At 41.8% G+C, this 18,155-nt stretch carries 14 protein-coding genes and 1 pseudogene; 5 read left to right on the forward strand and 10 right to left on the reverse strand.

Translation table 11 applies throughout. The features are described 5' to 3' along the window. Nucleotides 1-235 (forward strand): annotated as a pseudogene (locus tag IM509_RS23485) (zinc ribbon domain-containing protein); the annotation flags it as partial. Here the strand turns inward: IM509_RS23485 and mtnB are convergent. Further along, nucleotides 220-855, reverse strand: coding sequence for a methylthioribulose 1-phosphate dehydratase (mtnB, locus tag IM509_RS23490; RefSeq protein WP_052276878.1), 636 nt, complete (start codon nucleotides 853-855; stop codon nucleotides 220-222). The pseudogene IM509_RS23485 and the gene mtnB overlap by 16 nt on opposite strands. 357 nt (nucleotides 856-1,212) lie before the next feature. Between mtnB and IM509_RS23495 the strand changes: the two genes are divergently transcribed. Next, complete coding sequence (locus tag IM509_RS23495) at nucleotides 1,213-1,593, forward strand: hypothetical protein (protein ID WP_002760482.1); 381 nt, start codon at nucleotides 1,213-1,215, stop codon at nucleotides 1,591-1,593. Nucleotides 1,594-1,603: 10 nt separating this feature from the next. Here IM509_RS23495 and IM509_RS23500 read toward each other — a convergent pair whose 3' ends face one another. Beyond that, complete coding sequence (locus tag IM509_RS23500) at nucleotides 1,604-1,846, reverse strand: hypothetical protein (protein ID WP_002738501.1); 243 nt, start codon at nucleotides 1,844-1,846, stop codon at nucleotides 1,604-1,606. Between the two features lie 102 nt (nucleotides 1,847-1,948). Then, nucleotides 1,949-3,382: a TM0106 family RecB-like putative nuclease gene (locus IM509_RS23505; protein WP_052278472.1), complete on the reverse strand. Its 1,434-nt coding sequence runs from the start codon at nucleotides 3,380-3,382 to the stop codon at nucleotides 1,949-1,951. A 279-nt stretch (nucleotides 3,383-3,661) separates the two neighbouring features. Here IM509_RS23505 and IM509_RS23510 point away from each other — a divergent pair, with 279 nt between their 5' ends. After that, nucleotides 3,662-4,876 (forward strand): aminotransferase class V-fold PLP-dependent enzyme, encoded by a 1,215-nt coding sequence (locus IM509_RS23510; protein WP_052276877.1) that lies wholly within the window; start codon nucleotides 3,662-3,664, stop codon nucleotides 4,874-4,876. 63 nt (nucleotides 4,877-4,939) lie between these two features. Continuing rightward, complete coding sequence (locus tag IM509_RS23515) at nucleotides 4,940-5,137, forward strand: hypothetical protein (RefSeq protein ID WP_052276876.1); 198 nt, start codon at nucleotides 4,940-4,942, stop codon at nucleotides 5,135-5,137. Nucleotides 5,138-5,215: 78 nt separating this feature from the next. On the opposite strand, the gene gyrB is transcribed toward IM509_RS23515, so the two are convergent. The 7 genes from gyrB to IM509_RS23550 form a co-directional block, all read right to left on the reverse strand. Continuing rightward, complete coding sequence (gene gyrB / locus IM509_RS23520) at nucleotides 5,216-7,882, reverse strand: DNA topoisomerase (ATP-hydrolyzing) subunit B (protein ID WP_185237220.1); 2,667 nt, start codon at nucleotides 7,880-7,882, stop codon at nucleotides 5,216-5,218. Between the two features lie 347 nt (nucleotides 7,883-8,229). Further along, nucleotides 8,230-8,940: a response regulator transcription factor gene (locus IM509_RS23525; protein ID WP_052276875.1), complete on the reverse strand. Its 711-nt coding sequence runs from the start codon at nucleotides 8,938-8,940 to the stop codon at nucleotides 8,230-8,232. A 254-nt stretch (nucleotides 8,941-9,194) separates the two neighbouring features. Next, the gene (locus IM509_RS23530; RefSeq protein ID WP_185237661.1) at nucleotides 9,195-10,544 is read right to left on the reverse strand and encodes an ABC transporter substrate-binding protein; all 1,350 of its coding nucleotides are present in this window, start codon (nucleotides 10,542-10,544) and stop codon (nucleotides 9,195-9,197) included. 11 nt (nucleotides 10,545-10,555) lie between these two features. Beyond that, nucleotides 10,556-11,275 carry a PspA/IM30 family protein gene (locus IM509_RS23535; protein ID WP_185237660.1) on the reverse strand — a complete coding sequence of 240 codons (720 nt, stop codon included), beginning with the start codon at nucleotides 11,273-11,275 and terminating at the stop codon, nucleotides 10,556-10,558. Between the two features lie 107 nt (nucleotides 11,276-11,382). Then, complete coding sequence (locus IM509_RS23540; protein WP_185237659.1) at nucleotides 11,383-13,992, reverse strand: ABC transporter substrate-binding protein; 2,610 nt, start codon at nucleotides 13,990-13,992, stop codon at nucleotides 11,383-11,385. 32 nt (nucleotides 13,993-14,024) lie between these two features. Further along, nucleotides 14,025-15,389, reverse strand: a complete 1,365-nt coding sequence (locus tag IM509_RS23545) for a DUF1822 family protein (protein WP_052276871.1) — start codon at nucleotides 15,387-15,389, stop codon at nucleotides 14,025-14,027. Between the two features lie 16 nt (nucleotides 15,390-15,405). Continuing rightward, nucleotides 15,406-16,554, reverse strand: a complete 1,149-nt coding sequence (locus IM509_RS23550) for a helix-turn-helix domain-containing protein (protein ID WP_185237658.1) — start codon at nucleotides 16,552-16,554, stop codon at nucleotides 15,406-15,408. A gap of 245 nt (nucleotides 16,555-16,799) precedes the next feature. Here IM509_RS23550 and IM509_RS23555 point away from each other — a divergent pair, with 245 nt between their 5' ends. Next, a complete protein-coding gene (locus IM509_RS23555; RefSeq protein WP_052276869.1) occupies nucleotides 16,800-17,894 on the forward strand; it encodes a fatty acid desaturase family protein in 1,095 nt (364 codons plus the stop codon). Nucleotides 17,895-18,155: the final 261 nt, after the last annotated feature.

The following is an 18,155-nucleotide window of genomic DNA, read 5'->3' on the forward strand; positions in this document are numbered from 1 at the left end:
TAAAACAGTCTTGGATAGGGATCATAATGCAGCAATAAATATTCTTAAAAAAGGGTTGCAATATTTGGGAAATCATCTCAACGGTACTGTTGGGCAAACAGAAACCGACCCAAACGCCTTGGGAGAGTCCGGTCTCTGGGTTTTCAGTGGAGACATTGAGAATCTAAGCTGTCTCGTTGAACAAGGAATTTCTAACAGCGATGTGGAAAGAATCCCCCGTCACAGCGTAGCTTGACGGTGGGAGTATGTCAATTGATAGGCTGCCACTAGATAACGAAAAATATACTCAACTATCTCTAAATAATTCTCGGTAGTTTCTAGAGACTCACCCCACACCGTCACACCATGGTAAGAAATCAGTAAAGCGGGAATTTCCGGGGGGAAAGTTGAGAATCTACTTTCTATTTCTGCGGCAATTTTCGGCACATCGAGATAGTTAGCAAAAACCGGCATAAATACTTGAGGATTTTCTACCCAAATACCTAAACCTTTCAACATTTCTAAGGGAGGTAACGATAACTTGTCCTCGCGAGCAAAACGGGAAACTAAATTCGCTTCCACTGAGTGGACATGATAACAAGCTTGCGCTTGGGGAAAGAGACAATAAATCACCTGATGAATGCTAGTTTCGGCCGAAGGACGATTATCTCGATGAGCTAATTCTCTGACTTTTCCCGTCAGATCCACGCGCACAAAATCCTGTTCTGTGAGTTTACCTTTACTTTTGCCACTGGCAGTAATCCAAAAACTATGATCATCAACTTTAGCGGATAAATTACCCGCCGTGCCAAGCATCCAACCCAGTTGATAAAATCTTCGGGCAGCTGCCACTAGAGACAGACGAGGATCGCTCATGGTTTTTAGAGATATGGTGGATAGGTATCGACCTATTATAACAAGTTGAAGCGAGCAGACGACCCACTCGCCAGCAGATTTGGTGAGGATGTCAATCTGGATAATCTCGCTCAAAACTAAAGCCAAGGCAGAATAGGGTGAGGAACCAGTGAGTCAAAAAGAAGATTTAACCGTGGTAAGTAGGTAGGCGTTAAAAATTATCAGATCCCCCCGCCTATCGGCACCCCCCTTATCAAGGGGGGCAGGGGGGATCGAACCTAAAATCCATTTTTAATTTAATTATAACCAGCTACTTAATGTGTTGGGAGTGTGTTAGGTTAAAGATAATTGCAGCTTTGATGAATCGAGGGTTGAGCCGTGAATAACAACTTTTTCCGCAGCTATTCTGTCAATGATTCTGGTTTGGGTTGTTTCTTATCTTTGATTTTAGTCGGATTGTTGTTAGGCTCGATCGGACTGGGTTGGTTAGTCAATGGTTTTTTAATTCTCGTGGCATTCCTAATCATTTCCCCTGTGATTGCTTGGGGTATTTTTCGCTGGTGGTTACGACGCAATTTAGTTGAAGATAGCTGTCCCGTCTGCAGCTACGAATTTACGGGTTTTAATCGCACGGAATGCCAATGTCCTAACTGTGGTGAACCATTAAAAGTGGCAGGGGGTAAGTTTATTATTCTCACCCCTCCCGGTACGATCGATGTACAGGCGATCGAAGTACCTACCGGACAGTTGGAAGATTAGGGTCAAACCATCACCATCTAGGCACGCGCACCAAGCTGAAAGCGGGGGTTCTGAATTTTAACAATAACAGCAGTCCCAGCAGGTGAATTGACCAGTGAACGAGAACTAAGCCCCAAATAATTGCAAAAATCAAACTACTAACGGCAAGAGCTTTAAAAATATCATTATCGGTCTTTTGATACCAGAGAAGACTAAGGAAGGAAAGCAGTAGGAGTAGAAGCGGAAAAAGTGGGGAGAACATGGGGATCACCATTGGGTGAGGGGACTGTCTTCACATCCATAGCCTATCATTTTCCCTTGACGGCTACGGGTAGCAGCGGCTACATTACCCCCTATTTGTCATAAATCTTTAGAATCAAATTAAAAAGTTTACAAGCCAATCTTTTAGCCTAAAGGTGGCGCGACAATCATCCTCATTGTAACGCAAAATAGCCGCCAATAAAGTCCGATCTCCTGTTTTTAACCACTGGTCATACCACCAAACGCATTGATCCCCGCTTACTCCCCGGTCGCGCCATTGAAAGCCAATCCAGTTAGCGAGGGATTTTAAAGAATAACTTTCCACGGGAAAAGTTACCGAGTTAACTACATGATAGTGCAGATCAAAACAGCGAGAAACTAACTGATTAATCAAAGAAGAAGGAGTTTTATAAAGATAACCCAATCGCTTAATTGTTTCCACTTCGTACTCAGAAAAGTGAAAAATTGGTGCTTGATAATCCTGCATGACTAAGGTTAAAAATTCCTGCCATATCCTGCCTTCATCTTCCGGCTTTTCTGCCAAAAAGGGATAAAATTGCTGGGTATTAACTCGATAATCAACCCGTAAAATCCCCAAAAGATAATCTAAATTCTGTTCTGGTTCCGCTTCGATATCAAAATAAAATTCAATCTCGGCCCTCGGTAGGGGAGACAAATAAGCAGTTTTGCCGTTACTTTTGCGAAAGGGCCGATTTTCAATAATTGCTTGGGCCTGTAATTGTAACTGATTAGCCACCTCTAACCCCATCCCCTCCCCCATACGGGTAGGACAGGTAAGCGCCAGGGATTCCATGGTGGAAACCCCCAAAGACTGTAAAAATTGGTAACGACTAGGAGTCACCCCCGGGACTAAAGAAAGATGTTGACTCGCTTGGGCGATACCATAACAGTGACTATACCAATGACATAAACTGCAACGCTGACGCGAGATAAAAACTTCTGGTTCTTGGCGATTAATCACCATGGCGCCGAACTTTTTGATTATTTCCTCTAGTTTAGTTAACCAGAGATTCAATTCCACCCGATAGCGATTATGACGACGTAGGACAATTTCCGCATAACTGGGAAAAACTCCCTGCATACTAGCCAATAAATAGGCGTAAAAAGTAGCCAGCAGCTTATATTCAGGCTTAGGACGGCGCCCGAGTTGAATATTGAGGGGATAATAAACCCAATCGCCAAATTTCGACTCTCCTGCCTGTTTAATTAATAAATGCGGGGAACCGGTTAAAGAGACGGGATAGGTAGATTGCAAAAGGACTCCGTGATAAATACAGGGTACCCCCTGACGCATCAAAGCTTCCGTTTCCCTAGCGGCGGCCAAAATATCAGTGCTGGGGGTAGTCAGGGAACAATAATCGGGATAGGAGTCTTGCAGGACTTTTTTAACGTGAATTTGACTCTCCTGGCGCAATTTAAGCAAAAAATCTCGCTCAGGGTCTTTTTCTTGGCTATTGCCGTAGAGATTTAAAAACCCACGGCGTTGACAACGTTGGTAGTCTAGAAGTAAATCATCGGTCAGTAGCATTCTATCAAGGAGAAAAGTTAAGCTTTCCTGGACCTGTGAGGTAAAGTAAAAAATAATAAACTTAAAAAAAGAAAACATTCCCAAGTATGTTTCCTCTACTCTAATACTATTGTGACAATTGCGACTTAATCCGTCGATAGAATTCAGCCTTCGGTCGTCCGTCGTCAGGAAATGGGGAAATGGGGAATTCAACTAAAACCCTAAAACCCCAAAACCCAACACCTTCTGACTGATAACCGATAACTGATAACTGATAACTGACCCCCCATCTCCTCGCTTATGCAGAATTTAGACGAAAATAGCCTCGATTGCCCCGTTAGTAAAGCGGATTTAGCCGAACAAAGACAGGAATTTCGGGGACTTAGCAATAAAGTTTATTTTAATTTCGGTGGTCAGGGAACCTTGCCCAAGGCCGGATTAGAAGCAATTATCGATGCCCATAATTTTCTCCAACAAAAGGGGCCTTTTTCAGGACAGGTAAACGATTGGATTACCAAAAAAACGGAACTTCTCAGGCAAGAAATGGCTCAGGAGTTGGGAATTAGCCCCAGCAATCTCTCTATCACCGAGGATGTCACTGTGGGCTGTAATATCGCCCTCTGGGGAGTTGATTGGCAAGCGGGGGAACATATTTTACTAACCGATTGTGAACACCCCGGAATTATGGCCACAGTTCGGGAAATTGCCCGTCGTTATCATCTGGAAATCTCCACTTGTCCTATTCGGGAAACTTTAAACGGTGGCAACCCGATAGAAGTGATTTCCGCTCATCTACGTCCAAAAACTAGGGTTTTGGTGGTTAGTCATGTTCTCTGGAATACCGGACAGGTTTTACCCCTCAAGGAAATCTCGCAACTTTGTCATGATAATTCCGTCACCGAAAAACCCGTTTTAGTGGTGGTGGATGCTGCCCAATCCGTGGGTTGTTTGCCCTTAGATTTAAGCACTACTGCCGCCGATTGTTATGCTTTTACGGGTCATAAATGGTGGTGTGGACCGGCCGGTGTGGGGGGGTTGTATATTCGTCCCGAAATTTTCCCTAGTTTACAGCCCACTTTTATCGGTTGGCGCGGTGTTGAAACAGATAACCGAGGACAGCCTATCGGTTGGAAACCGGATGCCAGACGCTTTGAAGTGGCCACTTCTGCCTATCCTCAATTTGAGGGTTTAAGGGCAACTATTGCGGTACATAACACCTGGGGTGATGGGGGACAAAGATACGAAAAAATCTGTCAATTAGCGGCTTATCTCTGGGAAGAATTAAAGAATATTAAAGGGGTGAAATGTTTAAAAAATTCTCCACCGGAATCCGGTTTAGTTTCCTTTCAAATTGACTCGGCTATCACCCCACAAAAGTTAGTGCAACAGCTAGAAAAACAAGGGTTTTTACTGCGAACTCTCCTCGACCCCCTCTGTGTGCGTGCCTGTGTTCATTATTTCACTTTGCCCTCGGAAATCGAGCAGTTAGTAGCAGCTATCCAAAAGTTAGTTTAAAATCACACTATACATGGCGTGGCTCGGTTCGTCGAATAATTAGTGCTAGGAGGGCTAACAACCGTGAACGAAGAACATATTACCAGAGTCACCCGCGAACAGTGGGCGAAGTTGAAAGCCAAAACGGACTGGGAGAAAGTTAAAGGGATGAACGATGCGGAAATTGCCAAAAATGCCCTAGAAGACCCCGATAATCCACCGCTGCCGGCTGATTTTTTCGATGAAGTCGTGGAATGCACCCCAGTTTCCTTGAATCCCTAACCCTCCGATTAGTAACTGGATTTAGGGATTTTATCGGGGGCTGTATTAGCCTAGACTAACACAGCCCAAAGTTACCGTTTAAATGTCCAAATCTGTAAGATTTAAACGCGGTCCGTGGGTTTCGATAAATTCTCGCCGGGGGGCAACTCGATCGCCCATAAGAATCGTAAATAATTCCTCAGCTTTGGCTGCGTCTTCGATTTCTACCCGTTTTAAAGTGCGAGTTTCGGGATTCATAGTAGTATCCCAAAGTTGTTGGGGCATCATTTCTCCTAACCCTTTAAAACGTTGGATTGTGTAGTTAGCATTGGAGGGAAATTCCGCTATCTTTTGCTGTAATTCTCGATCGCTATAGCAGTAGGAATGATTTTTACCGCGTTCCAATTTATAGAGAGGAGGACAGGCGATATATACATAACCTTGGTCAATTAAATTCTTCTGATAACGATAGAAGAAAGTTAACAACAAAGTTCGGATGTGTGCGCCATCCACATCAGCATCAGTCATTAAAACAATGCGATGATAGCGCAATTGTGAGGGGTCGAAATCTTCTCCTTTAATCCCTAAACCGAGGGCCGTAATTAAGGATTGAATTTCCGTATTTTTGTAGATTTTGGCATCATCGGTTTTTTCGATATTGAGGATTTTTCCCCGCAGAGGTAGAATCGCTTGAAAACGACGATCGCGCCCCTGTTTGGCACTGTTATGGACGAAAACGCCGGAAGCAAGGGCAAAGTTATGGGTATGAGGAACCTCGATATCATAGACATCGAATCTTGTTTCTAATCGCTTGATCGCCACAACTCGATGATTGTAATTAGCCACCGCTTCTAAGGCTTTATTTTTATCACCATCAAAGTAGCGATCGCAGAAAGAATCGAATCGCAATATTGATTTATCCCGCGTCTGAAGCCGATATTTTTGATAAGCTTCCAAATCAATATAACCTCGATCGATCTCAATTTGTTTTAAGGTCGCTAGGGTTTTTTGATAGTAAGTTTTCTTGATTGTGTTAATTCCCTGCCAACGATTATACCCATCAGCGATCGCATGAGTGAACAACCAAGAATCGGAAGCGGGATTCCAGACCATTTCATAACCGTTAATGGTGATTCCGGGGTCACGAAGATCGGACAATTTCCGATACAAAGGCATTAAAGCATCTTCTGGAGTTAAAGCCGCAGCAGGTTTATAGCTACCATCTCTTAACAGGAAAAGATGGTCAGGAGTACAAATAATCGCTTCACCATGATCGAGAGTAATTTTAATTACTTCTGCGTCTTTTTTGGTGATGCGGGCATTAATAACTCGTTCAACCCCGATCGTGCCATTGTCACGAATGGTATAACAAAAATGTTCCTTTCCTTGCGCTTGTTCGGTCACTAGCTGTTTAAAACTGAGGTTGCGTCCATCGACAAGGGCGATTTCTGTATCACCATGAAAACAGCCGCCGGCGCTGTCCCCTTCAACGATGTAAATTTCTGACTTTTCTGGGTCTCTTTCGCTACAATCAGCCAATTTACCCGGTAAAGGGGAGGATTCCAAGACCGATTTCCGTCGTACTAAGTCCCGGGCCCGTCGGGCTGCTTCCGCCGCCTTGTACGCTTGTACTGCTTTTTCAATAATCGTGTCGGCCACTTGGGGATTTTGTTCTAGGTATTCGTTGAGAGTTTCCCCCACCAGGGAATCAACAATACCCCGGACTTCAGTGTTACCCAATTTGGTCTTGGTTTGTCCCTCAAATTCCGGTTCGGGGACTTTTACGGAAATAACGGCGGTTAAACCCTCGCGGACGTTTTCCCCCGCTAGATTAGGCTCGTTTTCTTTAATTTTATTGCGTTTACGAGCGACATTATTTAAAGTACGAGTCAGAACTGCCTTTAATCCTTCTAAGTGAGTTCCCCCGTCAATGGTGCGGATATTATTAGCAAAACCGAGAATATTGTCGCTATAGGCATCTATACACCACTGAAACGCCACTTCGATATTAATTCCGTTCTTTTCCCCCGATACATAGATAATATCTTTGTGCAGGGTTTCTTTTTCCCGACACATATAGGCGACGTATTCTTTAATACCCCCCTCATAACAATAGGTTTCGATGTGGGGTTCTTCGGGACGGTAATCGCTAAAGGTGATTTTAACACCGGCATTTAAGTAGGCTAGTTCTCGTAAACGTCCGGAGAGGGTACTGTAATCAAATTCGATACCTTGGCTAAAAATTTCGGTGTCCGGCAGGAAATTAACCCTAGTTCCCGTTTTTTCCTCTTGACTGGGACTGCTGACCAATTCTGTGACGGGGATACCCCTTTCGTAGCGTTGGATATGTACCTTATGATCGCGCCAGACGGTGACATCGACCCATGCAGAAAGAGCATTAACGACGGAAATCCCGACTCCGTGTAACCCTCCCGACACTTTATAACCACCACTGCCAAATTTACCGCCGGCATGAAGTATAGTGAGAACGGTTTCGAGAGCAGATTTACCCGTGGTCGGGTGGACATCGGTGGGAATACCCCGGCCATCGTCGGTGACGCTGACGGAACCATCGGCCTTGATATCCACTTCGATATGAGTACAGTAACCCGCTAGGGCCTCATCGATCGAGTTGTCCACCACTTCATAGACTAAATGATGTAGTCCCCGCGGCCCAGTCGTACCGATATACATCCCCGGCCGCTTCCTGACTGGTTCTAACCCTTCGAGAACTTGTATCTGTTCCGCGCCGTAGTTACTTGTCATAAAATTTCCCTGAAAAGGCTGTGATCCCTGATTGAACCTAAATGAATGGCAAAATCTTCAAAAATTGTAGCACATAAGGGTTAAAGACTGCTTAAATGCCTTTAGGGAGAATTTTTTATTGGGGTTGGGGTGTTGGTCAGTAAACAGTGAGCAGTAAACAGTAAACAGTGAGCAGTAAACAGTAAACAGTGAGCAGTAAACAGTGAGCAGTAAACAGTAAAAAGGCAGCTGCGAGCTTGTCCCTTAATACTATTCACTGAAAACTCACACCTGAAAACTCGCACCTGATAACTGATAACTGATAACTGATAACTGATAACTGATAACTGATAACTGATCAATAGTCTTTAAATAATGTCATCCTCAAATTTATAACCGACACCGACTACAGTTTTGATAAAGATCGGATTAGCAGGATCGGGTTCTACTTTTTTGCGTAAGCGTCGGATATGGGTATCTACTACCCTTTCATCGCCAAAAAAATCATTTCCCCAGAGATTATCGATTAATTGGGTGCGACTCCAGACGCGATTGGGATAACTGACAAAGGTAGCTAATAAATTAAATTCTAAGGTGGTTAAATCGAGGGTTTCCTCGGGCATTCCCTCCAATTTACGAACAGCAGAATGTTGATCTAAGTCGATAATAAAATGACGGCTGCGATGGAGTTGCTGGGGTTGACTATCGTGTCTTAAACTACGTCTTAATAAGGCTCTTACCCGCGCGGTTAATTCCCGGGGACTAAAGGGTTTGACCATATAATCATCGGCTCCCGTAGATAGACCGATAATGCGATCAATCTCTTCTCCCCTAGCGGTTAACATTAGGATATAGGGGTCTTTTGTCCCAGGTTTTTGGCGAATTATAGCACACAATTCTAGTCCGTCTAATTCCGGTAACATTAAATCTAAAATAACTAAGTCTGGTTGCTTTTGATAAAATAGTTCTAGTCCTACCCTACCATTATAAGCCAGATGACAATTAAATGATTCCCGCTCTAAAGTTTGCTGAATCAAATGGGCGATTTCAATTTCATCTTCGATAATAACGATGTCCATAAGTAAGTAGTTATAATTTAATTGAAGATAGATTTTGCCTTTGATCCCCCCTGCCCCCCTTAATAAGGGGGGTGCAGATGCCCCCTCAATAAGGGAGCATCTGACAATTTTTAAAACCTACCTAATTAGGCATATTTTAACATATGAGTCATTCATTTCTTGCTCGGGGTTGAACATTGAAATAATTGTAATTTTTGAGATTTTTTGGGGGGGAGAGTTGGCAACTCTCCCGACTTTTGTGGACTGGGAACTTTTCAAGGTAAAGGGACAAACTGCTCACCAGAGGGAGTCGAGCGCACTTGAATTAAGACAGGTTGACCAACGCGATCGCCAGTATTAGGATCAAAGCTAATTTTTCCGGTGGCCCCTGTTTGATGAAAACTGCTGGAGCGCAGCCTGGATTGTAGGCCCTGACGTTGAGGATTTTCCCTTAAACCGGCAATAATCACCCGTGTAGCGTCAAAACTGGTGGCTGTGCGCCAACTAACCGGACCGCGCCACTGTTCCTGCATAAGATTGGCAAAAGTCTGGTTAACCGAGGGGTGCCAGGGTGCGGCAAGGGTTAAACCTTGGACGTTTTTGCCGCCATCTTCGAGGGTGCGAATATTGTAGAGGGTGGGACTACTAAACAGAGGCAAACGCTGACGATTGGAGCGAATAACCTCAAAAACGGGATCGAGACGATCAACATGAGCGACGACAAATAGGCCGTTAGCACCCCCAGAAATCGCCTGATTAAGGGCTTGATCGGCCTTAAAATTGGGGACACTCAGATCGCAGACAATCGGCACAATTTGACCGCCTTTTTTCGCCACATTAGCCATCAACTCATCTTTAAAGGAAATATTATCAGGAGCTTGAGAATCGTAGCAAAAAGCAATTTTCCGGACTTTAGCAGTATTTACTATGTAATTTGCTAATATTTCCGTAATTTTGCCGTTAGAAGCCACCAGACGAAAGATATAATTTCCCGCACCGGAGAGATTATTAGCCAGAGAGGTGGGAGAAATCATCACCAAACCACCTTTTTCGTAGATGGGAGCGGCGGCTAAACTGGCATCGGAGGCATTATGACCGATAACGGCGATAATATCGGGATTTTTGACTAATTCACCGGCTACCTCTTTCGATATCTGCGGCTGATTATCGTCATTAACCACGATAACCATCAGTTTTCTGCCGTTGATCCCTCCCTGTTGATTGATCTGGGTTTGTGCGCTGGCGACTCCTCGCAATATTTCCTGAGCGACGTTGGGATTAGTTGTTGCTGGCACAACAACGGCGATTTTAAAGGGATTTGAGCCAGTTTGCAGGTTGCTGAGATAAATTACGCTTTCGGGATCGTTGGGACGTTGAGCGAGGGATTTTTGCAGGAGTTGCTCTGCTTCTTGGTGATCACCTTGAGCAATGGCAGCGATCGCTGATTCTTTGATGGTGTTAGAATTAGTTTTGATCAGGAGATGATTGCCGTAACTCATGCGGGGATTATTATCGGCTTTTGGGGCAAATATTGCCAATATTTGGGGAAAAAGAAACCAAACGATCAACCCCAGTAAAATATAGAAAATTGGCGGTAAGCTCGCTTTTTTGCCAGTCTTTGTCATCGCTTTACTCCTTAACTTTGCTGATTGAATTCGGCTAAACGGCGGTTAATTTCGTCATCAAGGCTTAAGAAATCGATTTCTTGAGCTAATTTCTCGCTATAGTTCTCGCTTAATTCACTATAGGCGTTTTCTTTTCGATAACGGTCTTTAATCGCTTCATTGGCATCCTCAAAGCGATCGCAGGAGGTATTGAGGTTGAGACTACTATCAAATTCGTTTATTTTACCTAAAGCCTCATTCATGGAACTAATCGCTTTTAAGTTGCTCATTTCTAACTTATAATGCTCGATTTTTTCCTGCTCTTTGCGAAGTTTTTCCTTAGCAGCAATGACCACTTTTTCGGCATTATCGACCCGATCTTTCATGGCGGGTAGAATTTTTTCTAGGGAGAGAACCTTAACCATAGCTAGTCTTGCCGCTTCTTGAAGGCCTTTTTTTTGAGCGGTGACAGCCTGCTGCAAGTAGTTTGTGTGTTCCTGTTTTTTTGCCTCGTATTGTGCTTGGGCTGATTGCTGGGCCGATACTACTTTCGCCACCGATTCTGTCAATTCCGCTAGGGATTTTTGCATCGATTCTAGAGATTCTCTGGCCGATTCTACGGCAATTTTGCCGCCGGATTCGATGGGAATACCCCACAACCAATTCCAGATCGCAACGAGAGAATTTCCTGCCTTATCACCGATCAGCCAAAAAATCAAGGCTTTTGGGGTTAATTTTTTTGACAATTTCATGCCGTCTGTCTCCTAGAGGTATTACCTGTTAATTAGGAGTGATGGCTAACTTTGATGCAGTGGGTAAGGTTAAGTTTTGTAAAAAGTCTTGACAAGGATAGGAAGGTTTAGACTGGACCTGCAGATTTAATGGGAGCGAGGGGGACAAATTGACCCTTTTTGACCTGTAGAATCAAGTAGCGGCGATCATCAGGATTATTGTTCATGTTGCGGACACCATTCTCATCGAATCTAACAGTGCCAGTCATTCCTTCGATAGAAAAATCGTTTCTTAAAACTTGATTTAATAATTCTCGATCGAATTTTTGTCCTTGTTGGTATAACTTTCGCAAAGCGGTGAGGATAACTTTAGTCGCATCGTAGGCCATGGGAGTGCGCCAAACATTGATCTTATTTTGCCAAAAACTGTGGATATAATTATCTCGTGTGAGATCATACCAAGGCACGGTGATAACTAAATTTTCTACCCCCTGTTTACCTTCTGCAAGGGTGAGATAACTTTGAAAAGTGGGGGAACCTAAAGTTACTAAGTTTAACTGTTGTGCGGGACGCTGCTTAAAGATACTGACGGCTCTTTTCAGATCGTCAATATAGGGAGCAATCATTAGGATATTTACTTGATATTGAGCAATTTTTTGATAAATTTCCTGTTCATCTAAATTAATTTTTGGTTCGATATTGCAGTCAAAATCTTCATCTTTAACGAATTTTTGAAACTGCTGACCGAGAAGAATGTTTCTATATTTTTGAGCGAAGTTATAATTATCCCCAGAGCGACTATCGTAACAAATTAAATTAGTGGGGTTTTGGATAATTAGCTTGTCAGTTTGTTCGCGGATATATTCACTTAAGGTTGTGGCAAAAGTTTCCAGATCGGGAACCATCTTATACACATAGCCATTACCGGAGATTTTCGGGGAAAAGCTGGTGGGAGATAGGGCAACAATTTTCCCTTGTACATAGATATTTTTTGCAGCTTCACTAGCAGCAGAAGCATTATGACCAACCACTGCTATAATTGACGGATCTTTAACAAATTTTTCGGCTCGATCTTTGGCATCTACGCCACTATTATTATCATTAGCGACCACTACCTGTAGAAAGTGAAAATCGGGGTTTTTGGCCTGTTCATCGTTTAACTCCTGTTGCAATAAAGCAATACCTCGTAAAATTTCCTGAGCAGTTTCTGGATTATTACCAAGCGGAACACTGGTGGCAATTTTTAAGGGATTTCTGTCTTGATAAGCCGCACGAGCGTTATTATAATAGATGCGAATCTCTGGATTATTGGGCAAGCGATCGAGGGATTTTTTAAAAAGCTGAATTGCTTGTTTATATTCTTTATTTTTAAAAGCTTGTCTTCCCCGTTCAATAATGTTATCTTGTCGGTTTGTCTTTAATAATATTTCTTCACCTAAGCTAATTTCTGGGTATTTACTGGCATCATCGGAAAATACTCCTCCCCAATATAAAACTGATAAAGTTACCAGAATACTTAAAATAAATAACAGAGCTTGTTTCCAGTGACGCAATAGACGTACAGGCCAACTTTGACCATAATCTTCTTGAGGATCGTCTCCTATATTTTCAGGAGGTAAAGGTAAAATTAATGGTGGTTCTTCAGGATTTTCTATCAAACGAGGCAGTAAAGAAGAACTAGCAGCATCCACCTCAAATTCGTGTAATTTTAATTCTTGCCGAGCGATTGTTAAGGATTCTTGTAGGGATTTATGTCCGAGAAAATTGGGAAGAAAAACTTCTAGAAATCTCAAAGCAACCCGCACAGCGATGGGTTCTTTCATAACAATAATATGCGGTACTCCGATATTAGCCAACTGACGACCAATACCTAACCCGTCGCAGGAATTACAGATAACAAGTTTTAAGCCTTTTTTAACAGCTACTTCTAGGGAATTTCTTAAGTTATGTGCAGGAGATAAAGCCGTATCATTATCAATGATAAAAACTCCATCGTGACCGTCGCTACTGGTTTGACTATGACCTAAATAAACTACAATATCCCATTGATTTTTGATCAACTCATTGTGAATATTTTTCGTTGAAATAGGAACTTCTGAACTGGGACTCAATATTTTCATAGAAACCTTATATGGGTTTCCTAGTGCTGTTTGCAAACTGGATAAACACAGGGAAGTATGCTCGCTTTCGATGTCAATATTGCCCAAAATTACTAAAATATTAATCGGAGAAGTCAGGTTAATTATCGGAGGATTTCTCTGGATAGTAAGAGCAATTTCCACATCGGGACACCATTGGTGTAAAAAATTCCAACACTCCCAGGGAATTTGTTGTAGATCAAAATGGTTAGTTTGGATAAAAAATCTTACTTCTGACTGATTACCTATATGGAACAAGATACGATTTTGTATCGAACTCAGAGAACTGGAATTTAGCCATTCATTTAAGCTATCTTTTAAAGTTTTAGTGGCTTTTCCGAGGTTGTCTCTAGGATCACCTACCGCTGCATGGGTGATCATACTATGAGGAACGGTAATTCCTAAACTGGGTTGACTTGCTACCCAATGATAATAAGCTCGACGATAATTTTGCAAAGCGTCAGCAATGTCAAGGTTAGGGACTAATTTACCCTCGGCAAAAGGTGCTATCAAGAGATGATTGTCACGAATTTCTAGAGTGACGGAAAATCCCGTTTCAAAACTGCCATCACCAATTTTCAGAATCACAACTCTGCTCATGTCTCTACCCTTGACATTTTCTGCTATCTCTATTAAATCCTAAACTGCTCGGTAATGCTACTATCCCCTAAGCTTAGGTTAACATTAAAGCGATCGTCGGCATCAGCTAGAAAATAAAGTTGCAGATAGCTATCTAAGGGTTTCTCCCTTGCTATTGCTTCTAAACTGGGGATTAATTGGCCTATTTCATCGCTAATTTGCAAAGATAAACCGGGGGGTAGTTTGGCAAAATTGTCCATGGCATAGGCACGAATTAAGACAGCAATTCTCTGGTCACTGGTCGATAAAACTCCCACCATTAAAGCGATTTTATAACCCATTAATTGACTACCCACATCGAGCATTTTACGGATAGCAGCATTGGGATAATGAGGATCGATATTCCAGAGATATTCGGCCGCTTGCCAGCGAATAGTTTCATCTTGGGTTTGATGTTGTAGTTTTGCTAAAGCTTCCTGTGGGGTTAACTGTTCCGAAAATTCCACCTCTTTTTGACTAGCATACAGTTGTCTAATTTCTCGCTGAATATCTGCCGGAGATTCTCGGCTGCTGATTTTTTCAGCAGCCAACAAAAAACCTGGATTAATTGGACGATAACTGTCGATAGTGCTGAGGATTTCCTGCCATTTCTCTGTAATAATTCCCTGTAACCATTGACTAAGTTTAGTGGGAATTATTTCTAGACGCTGCTGATAAAGTTTTTCTCGCCATTGCTGATTATTCAACAAAGCTAACCACTGCTGACAACTAATATCTAATCTCGGAGAATAGGGTGAAACTTGACCTAACTTTTTAATTAAATTTTCTGCTGCTGCTGGCGATAATTTTGCTAAAGATTCCAGCTTTCCTTTTTCACTCTCTCCCTCTAAACAACTCTGCCAAAGAATATCTAAATCATCAATAATTTGCTCACTGTCCAAATAATATTGATGGTAAATTGGATCGTATTCTGCGAGATTTTTAACATCTTTTCTGGATATAAAACCCCAGATATTGAGGAATTTTTCTGCTAAATCTACCTGCACTCCTAGATAAAAATCTGCCGCTAAATCGGGAATATCAACCCATTCTTGCTCTATTGTCAATCCCTCAATGTCAATAGTTTGACTGGGAATAGTAGTAACTTTTTTATCTTGAATTTGCCAGGTAAACCCGTTAATAAACTCCCAAAGATACTGATGGTTTTTAGGTATTATTTGAAGAGAAGAATCAAGATTATCTTTCAGCCAATTGCTTAAGCATATTTGGACTAAGTAATTAATCAAAGCCTGATTTTTGGCGGTTTGATTAGAATATTGACCGAGAATCGATCGAGCTTGTTTAATCTCTGTTTCCGAAAAAGTTAGCCAAAGGGATTTCGGGTTAATTTGTTGCAAAATATCGAGGTTGACTTTCATGGTATCTCCTAGCAGATTAGATTTGAGTTAAGTAGGACTGACAAAAATATTCTAGATAAGCATCGATCTCTTGTTTTTGCCGAGATTGTAATTTAATCTCATTTAACAACTTAGGACAATCTTTGCCTTCCCTTGCACAGAGTAGCTGATAAACTTTTTTACATAATTGGGTTATTTCTCGACTAATAGTAGATGGATGAACTCCCAATCGATTAGCGATCTGTACCTGCGTCATCTTTTGATGATAGTAATAATATACAATCTGTTTAACTTCATCCTCAAGAGTGATTAATAACTTATTAATATTTTCCCAGATTTCTTGCTGTTGTAGTAAGTCTTGACTTGGCCTCTTGCTGGGGAGATTTTCCCAAAAGTAATTGCTATCATGGTCATAATTAGTCGGCTCAAATTTAGAGTAAGAAGGATCGATGTGATTACGCATTATCTCCCCTATTTGATTGAGTTTTGCTTGCACTTCCCCCACGGTGAGAATAACTTGCGGTTGTAACTGCTGTAAGCGATCAATTACTTGTTGCCAATCTTCCTCTTGCCATTTATCTAATGATCTAAGAGAAGCTTTTTTTACCTCTCGAAAACAGTTAAATATTAGCAGGTGATTCTCGGTAAAGATACCCGATGTTCGTAAAACTTTTTGAATTTTATTCGCACTAAAAAGACTGACTATACCGAGATTAGTCCTGCCAATAGTTTTATACTCTCCTCGCAGGAAATTATAGAGAGTATTTCTCAATTTTTTATCTGTCCATTTTTCTAAGATTAAGCGAAAAAATCCCGGTTGGGTCTTTTTATCCTGAAAGTTACCGTAAAAATTGCTAGGATTGTTGGTGATTGCCGTGGCAAGCAAATTCAGCAAATAGTAGAATAGGGTTTCATAATCAGCATCGATCCGATGGCCAACATTTTGATAGACCCTTTGAGTTACCATAGAGGAGCGATATTGTAAAAAAACCATCCAATGGGACTTGACTAATTGGTTATTAGGATCATTCTGTAACCATTGCCACAGATCAAGATACACCGCTTCGTCATCGGCCACCTTTCCAGCGATCGCAGCGATCGATCTTCTTAATTGTGGCACTTCGTACCAGAAAACTCGATCGCCTTCAATGGCTTTAATAGTAGTACAAAAGTACCTAACGCTCATCTCTATCACCGGCTACAGGTATCTGATATCTGATTAGGTAAAATCAGAGGATTTTATGCAAGAGTAGCAAAGAAATTGAGCGATTCCCTTGCCAAGCGCACCTCTTTCTCTGACAATGGATGAGGGACTGATGAGAAACTATCAGTTATAGTGAGACAGCCTTAGTAAACCAGTAAAAGACTCATAAATTCACTCTGAGCTGCCACAAATTGCCGTCATATCAACTTCTAGGACAAAAATTAGGAATGCGAGTAACTTTTACCGAAAATCAGGGTTTTAGAAAGGAATTGAATAAACGGGTTGATGCTTATTTTACCGAAAACGGCATCCCCACCAGAGATAATTTGGCCATGTACCTGAAGACGATCACGATTTTAACTTGGGTAATTGCCGCTTGGCTATTTGTACTTTTTGGTCCGGATATCTGGTGGCTAAAAATTATCGGTTGTCTGGTTTTAGGAGGAGGATTAGCAGGGATTGGTTTTAGCATTGGTCATGATGCCAACCATGGCGGCTATTCTAGTAAAAAATGGGTTAATTCCCTCATTGGCATGACCTACGATTATATCATCGGTGCTTCCAGTTATCTCTGGCGTTTTCGTCATAACTATCTCCATCATACCTACACCAATGTTTTAGGGTACGATCTGGAAATTCATGGCGATGGTGTGGTGCGAATGACTCCCCATGCCGAGCATAAATGGTATCATCGTTATCAACATTTATTTATCCCGATTCTCTACGGTATAATTCCTATCTATTGGTCATTTTCCGATGTGCGCTCCATCCTCTTTCGTCATCGTTTTGGCGAGATTAAAATTCCCAATCCTAAAGCGATCGATCTATTTGTTTTATTGAGCGGAAAAGTTGTTTATCTCTTTTGGTTTATTGGCATTCCTCTCTTAGTTGGTTATAGTCTCCTAGAAATAGCGATCGGTTTTCTCATTACTTTTATGACCTATGGAGTGCTTGCCTGTCATGTATTTATGTTAGCTCACGTTTTGGAACCCGCCGAATTTATTCAACCCTCGGCAGCTAACCAAATCGAAGACGAATGGGCAATCTTTCAAGTGCGAACTACCGTAGATTTTGCCCCTAAAAATATCTTTTTAAATTGGTACTTAGGGGGATTAAATTATCAAGTTGTTCACCATCTTTTTCCGCAAATTTGTCATATTCACTACCCTAAAATTGCCCCAATTTTAGCAGAAGTTTGCCAAGAATTTGGCGTTAATTATGCCGTTTATCCCACCTTCTGGGGTGCTTTAGCTTATAATTATCGTTGGCTCAGGCAATTAGGCAATAAACAAAGTAATTTCGATCTCAAATTAGCCAGCTAAAATCAGTTATCAGTTATCAGTTATCAGTTATCAGTTATCAGTTATCAGTTATCAGTTATCAGTTATCAGTTATCAGTTATCAGTTATCAGTTATCAGTTATCAGTTATCAGTTATCAGTTATCAGTTATCAGTTATAAGTTTTGGTTCTTCGTTACTTGGTATGGTTCGATAGGGGGGCATAAATCGACTAAATCCTTATCTGGCAAGAGACTTAATTGATTAGTTCGCTCTAGAAAAAAACAATTAACAAAAATCGCTAA

The organism is Microcystis sp. M31BS1, assembly GCF_020245285.1.
In the GTDB taxonomy this organism is placed as follows: Bacteria; Cyanobacteriota; Cyanobacteriia; order Cyanobacteriales; family Microcystaceae; genus Microcystis; species Microcystis panniformis.

Bases quoted from the DNA above. Each gene is read 5' to 3' on its own strand.
- IM509_RS23500 (WP_002738501.1), bottom strand. From the start codon at position 1,846: ATGGTGATCCCCATGTTCTCCCCACTTTTTCCGCTTCTACTCCTACTG.
- IM509_RS23540 (WP_185237659.1), bottom strand. From the start codon at position 13,992: ATGAGCAGAGTTGTGATTCTGAAAATTGGTGATGGCAGTTTTGAAACG.
- mtnB (WP_052276878.1), bottom strand. From the start codon at position 855: ATGAGCGATCCTCGTCTGTCTCTAGTGGCAGCTGCCCGAAGATTTTAT.
- IM509_RS23505 (WP_052278472.1), bottom strand. From the start codon at position 3,382: ATGCTACTGACCGATGATTTACTTCTAGACTACCAACGTTGTCAACGC.
- IM509_RS23510 (WP_052276877.1), top strand. From the start codon at position 3,662: ATGCAGAATTTAGACGAAAATAGCCTCGATTGCCCCGTTAGTAAAGCG.
- IM509_RS23550 (WP_185237658.1), bottom strand. From the start codon at position 16,554: ATGAGCGTTAGGTACTTTTGTACTACTATTAAAGCCATTGAAGGCGAT.
- IM509_RS23555 (WP_052276869.1), top strand. From the start codon at position 16,800: ATGCGAGTAACTTTTACCGAAAATCAGGGTTTTAGAAAGGAATTGAAT.
- IM509_RS23530 (WP_185237661.1), bottom strand. From the start codon at position 10,544: ATGACAAAGACTGGCAAAAAAGCGAGCTTACCGCCAATTTTCTATATT.
- IM509_RS23545 (WP_052276871.1), bottom strand. From the start codon at position 15,389: ATGAAAGTCAACCTCGATATTTTGCAACAAATTAACCCGAAATCCCTT.
- IM509_RS23525 (WP_052276875.1), bottom strand. From the start codon at position 8,940: ATGGACATCGTTATTATCGAAGATGAAATTGAAATCGCCCATTTGATT.
- gyrB (WP_185237220.1), bottom strand. From the start codon at position 7,882: ATGACAAGTAACTACGGCGCGGAACAGATACAAGTTCTCGAAGGGTTA.
- IM509_RS23535 (WP_185237660.1), bottom strand. From the start codon at position 11,275: ATGAAATTGTCAAAAAAATTAACCCCAAAAGCCTTGATTTTTTGGCTG.